Annotated in this window: 2 protein-coding genes; both read right to left on the reverse strand. The window is 42.6% G+C overall.

From position 1 onward, the window contains the following. Positions 1-6,700: YDG domain-containing protein (locus Q0L00_RS19335; RefSeq protein WP_297338540.1), on the reverse strand; the 6,700-nt coding region annotated here is incomplete at its 3' end. A gap of 242 nt (positions 6,701-6,942) precedes the next feature. Next, positions 6,943-8,646: a hypothetical protein gene (locus Q0L00_RS19340; protein ID WP_297338541.1), complete on the reverse strand. Its 1,704-nt coding sequence runs from the start codon at positions 8,644-8,646 to the stop codon at positions 6,943-6,945. Positions 8,647-8,861: the final 215 nt, after the last annotated feature.

Genomic DNA, 8,861 nt, shown 5'->3' on the forward strand with positions numbered 1-8,861 from the left:
CCGTGATTGCCAATGACTTTTCTGTGCCGTCAAATACAAAGCTTTCGTCTTCGAATTCAATCCCTTCAACTTCTGCCGGAGTGATTTCCCCGTCGTTACTTACAAAATCAACTGGAGATAGGTAATTCTCCGAATCAGCACCGGAAATTTTATAGAGAACAGTCACTATCTTTCCTGTTCCGGCTTCAGGAGTATCGTAAGTAGCCGTGTGGTCAACTTGTACCTCATCTCCATCCACCAAATTCTGTTGCGTCCCCAGATCCAAGAAAGCCGTGGTGGTCCCATCAAATTCTTTAGGGGTCAGCGTAGGGTCTGCAATTTCTAGCTGACGTTTCCCAACAGGAATCGAAACAGTTGTACTTGTAGGGTCATAGATATCATTTCCTGCAACAGAAACTGTGATTTCGATTAGTTCATCAGTTGCTTTGAGCGCATTCAAAACTGCATTCTCCCCCGAACTTCCATCATCTACCGATACAAATTCATTTTCAGCTACGGAATATGACACTTCTTGGCCGGAGGTGGTAGTAATATCAAATTTGACATTTCTATCCCCGTATGTCAGAGAAGGAGGGGTATTAAACGTGATTTCTTGGGGTACTTGCTGGCGTTCAAAAGCACCCATATCGATCAATTCACCGACTACCCTGGGATTCCCGTCAAGATCCACGGGTTCATCCGATCCAACTGAAAAAAAACTAAGGTCGGTATCGGGATCCCCGGCATTGATGGGTAGCGCTCCTGCTTTTAACCGATAATCTCCATTTTCAAAGTCCTCGAACACATCTTCGGGTCCTATTCCTTCTGCGCTGATATTTCCATTGGATTCATTGTTCATCCCCTGAACCAAGCTGTGAGAAACTAAAAACTCATTGTTTAATCCGTCAAATGTGGATACTCCATTCCCGCCTGATTCAGCAGAGTTTCCTAACAACAAAGAATTAGTTATACTTAACCTTAACCTCTCCCTTTGCCCATTGTATATCCCCCCCCCATTTCCAATCGCTGTATTATCTGCTAGAGTCACATTGTTTAATTGTAGTTGACCTCCTAAACCACCAGAGGAATTTTCAATTCCCCCTCCATTTCTACCAGCAGTATTATCTGCTACCGTAGCATTTGTGATCTGTAAGTCACCAATACCAATTCGAATGTGTATTCCACCTCCATCTACGGAAGCTGAATTTTCGGTAATTTTCACATTCTTAATAGAAAAGGATGAAGCATCGAAACCTGGGTTGATATAAAATCCTCCCCCCACATTATTTAATACACTTACAGAACCATTATCAGTGACAAAATTTGATCTTTGACTACTAGACGCATTACCTCCCCGAACGGTAAAACCATCCACAAGGGATTTCCCCAATTCTCCGATAGCTACCAGTACTTGGTAGACATTGTCATCGTAATTAGCGAAATCTGCCCCATCATTTCCTTCCCGGTCTCCATTCAGGATACTTGTATTCTCCTTTATGCTCAGATCCCGCTCTTCCAGATTGGTTTCAACTCCCGCAAATCCTCCGAAAAGCTGGACATTGGGCACCAAAACAAAAGAATTTAATCTTTCTCCATCATTGCGGAATCCAGCATCACTTTTATTGTATAATGGGATATAAGTTCCTCCGGCCACCCAGATCTGTAGTGGATTCTCGGCTGACCAGCTGGGATCATCCTGATTTTCCCTTGCCCACTTCAGCGCGTCTGCCAGTTCGGGAATAGCATTTTGCCATGAATCACCAATGCCTAAACCCGAACTTCCCTTTTTGACATACAGAATATTTCCATTTGACGGGGTTATTTCTAATGGTATCTCCTCAAAAAGCTCATAGGCTCCCAAGTCTATTTCGCCAATTATCCGTTGGCTTCCGTCAAGATCCGTTTCAATTTCCCTGAGATCTGGAGTTTGGCCAGAACCAAAAAATTCCAAATTCCCCGATCCTTTCAAAGGGGAGTCCTCCGCTAATCGAAAATCTCCCTCGACCGTCGGAAGCGACTCAAAATCAATTATTGGATCGATAAACTGAGGATCGTTGGATGTATCTGTACCATCTAAGTTGTTTTGACCCTCAGGATTTACACCCTGTATTAAACTAAATACGATTTCAGGCGCTGCAAAATTCAAATTACGAACAGACGCCGATGGAGTTCCCAAGCCTGTGTCATCCTGGTTATTCCAAATGATACTATTTCGGATTTGAGGGACCGAGTTGACACCAGTATTGTATATTCCACCTCCTGTAAATGCACTGTTTCCGGATAGGGTTACATTTGTCAAAATAGGGGACCCGCCATTATTGAGAATAGCCCCGCCCCGACCGTTGTTTAATGTTGCCCGATTCCCAGTCAAAAGCACATTGGTCAACACCGGAGTACCTGCAGCATTCCACATGGCTCCTCCTCCTACTGTCCCAGAGCCTACTCCTCCTCGTGCTTCATTTCCTCTGAATTCAACATTAATTAGTATTGGAGAACTTGAATTCAGGTTATACATCCCGCCTCCATTGGTAGAAGACGCATTTTCCAAAAATAGAACTTCGGTAAAGCGAGGACTACTGCCATTGTTTGCCACTCCCCCTCCTCCGGAGCTGGTAAAATTGGACCTAAACTCCACTTTTGATAGAGTTGGGGTTGAACCTTCCATTGTCGCCATTCCTGCACCAAATCGATTGGACCGATTGGCAATTACCATCAGGTTGGTTAAAACAGGACTGCCCGCTGAAATAAAAATCCCACCTCCATCATTAAGATCTCCCGAACCAACTGCAAAGCCAGCATTGATGTAAAAACCGTCTAATTTTGCCGAGTTATCCCTATTACTTCCATTTACTACGTGAATTGAATTTCCTATTGAAACGACAAAAGGATCTAAAATCAAAGTTGACCCTCGATTAAGAATATCTCCGCTGAGAATAGTTTGGTTTTCTTTCCAATCCCTTTGGTCAAAACTACTTCCCCCAGTTGGAAATCCACCATAAATCTCCACCTGATTTACTAATTCAAAACTAATTGAAGCGTCGTTTGAAGTCGTGGGAAAATACACCCCCTCTGCCACATAAATTTGAAGTATTTCTTCTTGATTTTGCCAGTTTGCTTCAGCCCATTCCAGCGCTTCCTGAAGAGTCAAAATCGCATTTCCCCATGAGCTCCCATTTCCCAAACCCGATCCGGCAGATGGGTCCACATATAAAATAGTACCCTCACCAACGGCAATATCCGGTTGACCTGGAGCAGGGATTTGTTCATTTTGAATCAGCACAGGAAAGGATTTTCCTTCCTCAATTTTCCAAACATGCTCAAAATCCCAATTTTGAAAAGAATCCTCGATTCGCATTTCCGCCGAACTCAATGGAATTCCCTTCCCATTGGCAGGCGTAGTTAATTCCTCATTGAAATACGATTGGTAATCATCTGGGGTACCAGATCCGATTAACGGCCCAACATTGAGAATACCCCCATTGACATTGGAAAAGGAATAGGTCTGTTGAATGGTACCGCTTTCATACCTTCCCACTACTCCTCCTCCGGAATTAACCGGATTCGTAAATGAATTGACTTCCAAAAATGAATAGGAGTTCTCCAAAACAGCAGTTTCGGAACTCATAGCCCCAACTAATCCACCAACTGAGAAGTTACCGGCTACACTTCCTCCTGAAACATAGCTTTCACGGACTTCTCCACCTTCCATCAGACCAACCAAACCGCCTACATTTCTAGCGGCAGCGATATCCGGATCAATTAAAGCTACCCTTTCAATAAACCCGCCAGCTAGAACTCCAACTATTCCGGCATTTTCTTCCACAGACCCATTGAGAAAAGGACTAATTAGCTCGAATCCATCTCCTTGCAGTTGACCGGTAAAAGGATCGGAAGTCGTACCAATTGGGATCCATCCTCTTCCATCGTTCCAAAAGTCTCCTCCTTCACGGGTTGCACTTCTCATATTGATCGTGTTCACGAGCTTAAAATTGCCCGACAAATAATTCCGAACCGCATTCAATTGCCCGACTGTGGAGATTTCCCAAGGTGATTCAAGTGTGCCTTCACCTGTATTGGAAGGAAGGGTGATAAATGAAAAAACTTCGCTCCAGGTCCCTTGACCCTGATCATTTACTCCGCGAACACGCCAGAAATATTGAATACCATAGTCAAAATCAAAATTGAAATTGAATGCTACCCCATCCTCCACATCCACACCAAACTCTATGGTTGAAAACTCAGGATCGCGGGAGACTTGAAGTACATAAAAATCCGCTTCCGTGTTAGCAAGTGGGTTTATGGCATCAGCCCAAGTAAATTCAGGTCTAATGGGGGTTAGCGTAGCATTATTAGCGGGGCTCACTAAAGCCGGAGCATCTAACTCAAACTGATCCAACTCGAAATCGAATTTGGCCATAAATCGCAATCCTTCTCCTTCAAAACCACTACCGTCAAAATAGGCATTTTCAGTGATAGGAATTGACTCCCACTCAGGGGCCAATTCCCCAAAATACCCGGCAAATCCATCAAGATATACCAATCCTTCCTCCACCCGAACCGCATTTCCCCTACTAAAATAGCCCCCTATGAAAGTACTGTAATTTACTTCTTGTCCATTTGGAAAAAGCTGCATCACAAATGCATTATCTAGAGCATCCACAGGATACTCCGTAACATAGGCATTCGGAGTGGTGAAAAACGCAGGATTATTCGTTACTCCGGTGAGGTAGGGAATGTTATTTTCTACTCCTAAACCTATAAATTCTTCCGTAACCCCATTGTCTAAGGATCCGACAAAAGTACTGAATTCCAAATTATCACCTAAATCACTAAATTTCATTAAAAAAGGTACTCGAAACGAGACATCTGAATCCAGAAAAGCTCCTGGAGTAATTGGAAAACTCGAAGCTGAAACCGTGGTTCCTAACAAGTAAAAATTATCATCCTCCAAATAAGTGTCGATTGAAACTCCGGCTCGCCCGATTATTGTCCCATATTCCAAATCACTCCCATTGGTGTTTAATCGAAACAAAGCTAATTCATCCGCCCCTTGAAGGGTAGCTTGAATAGCGTTACTTGTTGCTGGAAAATTTTCATTGACAGTGGCAGTAACAAGTACTTTACCATTTTCTACTTCGATATTGCTTCCCAAATCGTTTCCATCGCTTCCCAAAAGTGTACTATATTCAATTCGAGATCCATTTACAGAGAGTTTAGTCACAAATACATCCGCAATTTGTCTAAAACCAATATTTAGGAAACTATTTTCAAATCCATCTTCTAAAAATCCGAACCCATTTTGTCTTTGGTAAGCTAATGCTGTGGTAGGAAAAGAAATTTCACTTTCCTTGATCGGACCTGTTCCCCCGGTCACATAGGCATACCCATCTTCCACAGTAATACCTGTACCGATCTCATTGCCCGTTCCACCCAAAAAAGTACTGTAAATCAGGCTGCCTCCATTTGCGCTTAGTTTTGTCACGAAAGCATCTGTTAAAGAAAATGGCAAGGCTTCATTAATCAGGTCATTAAGAATTTCTTCTTCAGGGCTACCAATTATCGCATCATCAAAATCAAATAATCCTCCCCCAGAAGTGTATTTCTTCTGATAGGCATTCACGGTAGTAGGAAACCCCTGGGTAGCAGCTCCGGTAAAATAAATATTCCCATTTTCCACTGCCATATCGGTGAAAGCTTCCAAGCCCTCTCCTCCAAAAAAAGTACTGAACTCCACATCTGTTCCTTCACGGTTCAGCTTGGTAAAATATGCAACAATTGAAGATTCTGCTGGGAAATTGGTTTGGTATGCTCCGGAAGTAGTGGGATACTCTTCCCAAACGGCCTCTCCCATCAGGTAAACGAATCCATCTTCTACTTCCATTTCACTGGACGTTAATGGATTTAATCCACCGGAAGGACCAATGAAGGTACTGTATATAATCGGGTCGATCACCAAAGGCAACTCAGGATCATAAGCTCCCAATTCAAATTTCACTTCGCCCAAATGATTTATTTTAAATGCGGATGCAATCTCTTTTTTTTGCCCCTTGATTTCCTGATAGGTAAATAGTTCGCTTTGCTTAATTTCACCCAGTGAGGTCAAGAAACTTAGGTTACCCTCCCTATCCAATTTCAGATCTTCTACTCCATCCACGGAAAATGAGAGCTTTGCCAAATCAGCATTGGGCTCAATAATCAAATCGTAGCGGGGTAAACCTTTTTCTCCATATAGCCGCAAGGAAATCCCATCATATACATCTCCAATGATAATTTCCTCAAATTGGGGAGCCTGCTCGACCCAATTATCCGGATCACTACCGATATAATAATTTACCTTTCCAGTAGCCTCCTTTTTACCAATCAAAGACACCAAGGTTCCCTGGTCAAATTTCATTTTGACTACATGTCCTTTGCGTAAACTGTCCGTAGAATTAAAACTTTCGAAATCATAAACCAATCCCTCTTTGGATACCCAAACACGATATCCCTGACCCGAGGCCATGGCAATTACCTCATCATCCCACTGTCCCTGATTTAACGTGTAGAGAAGCCGTTCATTTTTCGTAAAATAAGATTGACCTTTTGTGCCTTTTTCGAGAACCGAAACATCTTGAAGAACATGGGTTGTCCTAGTTTTTTCTTTGGATACTTGCGGATAAAGAGAGGTAAGTCCCGTAAAAAAGATAAAGTAAACAGTTAAAAACGAGTAGATCTTTTTCATATTCTTATCTAATAGTGTAACTCTATTTCTTGTATATTCTCCTCAATAAGCGATACTTGCACGCCGTAATACCAATGAACAAAAACAGCAAGTCCTAGAATCATAAGAACCACAGACCAGAGGATGACTTTTTGTTTAGGTATTTTTTCGCTTATCAAACGCATGGGGGAAGGTATCCCACCTCGGTCAAAAAATGCCTTTTTTCACCGTTACAAAGGCGTTACAATTCAAAAAAATGAGACCTATTGCTCAGAAAGGGCCATTTGGAAAAAAAGTGGAGCCTGCAAATCTTTGGGTAAATCCAATTTCTTACGGATACGAAACCAGGTTACCCGAAGGGAGTCTGGAGACACGCCCAGTGCATTGGCGATTTCATGCTTAGAAAGCTCAAGCCTTAGAAGTAATAAATACCGGATTTCTGCGGGTGTCAAGGTAGGGTATTGTTGAGTCAGCGACTCAATCAATCCAGGAAAAACAGTAGTAAACTGTGCTTGGAAGGAGGTCCAATCCGACTCGGTCAGAATAGTGCTTTCTCTCAAATCAAATAGGACCTGCTTTTGCTCAGCGGTAGGCTCAGAATCTTCCAAGGAACGAATAATCCGTGAATTGTTATTGATCCTTTCGACGTGTATTTTAAGTAATCGTTGTGCATTTTCCAGATCTGAATGGACTTGCTCCAGTTCCAAGTCTTTTAATTTTTGAGCTGATTTGATCCGTTCCTGCTTCAATTGATACACCAAAACGGACCCAACGAGCAGGAAAAACAAGCCTCCTATGATAAAATTTCGGATCATTTTATTCCGATCAGATTCAGCATTCAAACGCTGAATCTCTGCTTGACGTTGATTGGCTGTCACTAGCTGATTTGCTCGCATCAACTGGAGAGCACTGAATTTTTCATTATAGGCTTTGGTGGCCACCAAAGCAGAATCCATATACGCCGTGGCACGCTCCGGATGATTCATCGAAGATTCCCATTTACTCATCACCGGATAAAGGTTGCGTAGACGATCAGTCTGTCCAGTCGTCTGGATGTAATCCAAAGCCTGGTCAATCAGGTATTTGGCTGTATCAAGCCTTTCCTTTTCAATGTAAATATCAGCCAAGGGAATGCTCGATTGAGCGGCCAAACCTAGGTCATTGTATTTCAAAGCCAGCCGGATATCGGTTTTTAAAAAAGGGATGGATGCTTCAAAGTTTCCTTTTAGGTAGTGATTGTAGCCTACATTTCCCGAGGCGATCCCATACCATTGCTCGGAAGTCTCTTTGGAATGAAGAAGTAGTTGGTTAAAAACATGGTCAGCACTGTCTAAGAGTCCCATCTGTCTGTAGGTAAACCCCATATTATTCAAGGCATGGCGCCAAGCATTGATGTAAACTTCCGGAACCGAATAAGAGGCAACTAATTTAAAATACGAAATTGCTTTCTCTAAATCTCCAAAATACCGGTAATCACTTCCTATACCCTGCAGATACAAGGCCTTTTCGGGAAATTCTTCCACGGACACCTTATTGAGAAGCTCCTCCAGATGCAGATGCCAATTGAGCATTTTCTCATTTTCTTGGGCATACCAATAGTATTTTGAAATAGCCTCTGCTGCCCTGCAGGCAAAAAAAAGCTGTTCCTTCTTCTCCTGTTCTCGCTGAAACTTGATCATTCCTTCGAGATTTTGCTTCTCCACCAACAGCTCATAACTCAGTTCCAAAAAGTCAGCCTCTGTTTGCATGACCTGGTCACCTTCCCGTCTAGCTAACTCGCGCATATTGGCCAGGGTGTCCTCAAAAACCGAACGATCCATTTTGAACTCAACCACCAGATCATAAAGATCGCTTAGTGACTCGGTCTGTTCCCAATGCGGCTTATGAAGCAACCTTGAGTATTGGGCTTGTACTAAAAACAGCCCAGCAAAAAAAAGAAGCAAGGTAAAAACTATCCGATGTACCATTTCTGGTTTTTGAACCTAGAATGATCAAATATAAGCTAGATTTAAAATCGAGCTAAATAAAATGAGGAAAAATCATGGATTCTTAGGTGCTTATTAAAAAACCGTTTTTCCTAACCCAGGAAACACATTGGTTTACCAAATCGGCAAAATATCCCGCTTGTCCCGTTCGTCTCTGCCAAACAGACTAAACACTGCTGTAAATTCATGGATCCTTC

The organism is Algoriphagus sp. (assembly GCF_024305035.1).
Classification (GTDB): Bacteria; Bacteroidota; Bacteroidia; order Cytophagales; family Cyclobacteriaceae; genus Algoriphagus.

What these genes read in the sequence shown, in the direction of transcription:
- Q0L00_RS19340 (WP_297338541.1), bottom strand. Translation starts at nt 8,646, where the DNA reads ATGGTACATCGGATAGTTTTTACCTTGCTTCTTTTTTTTGCTGGGCTG.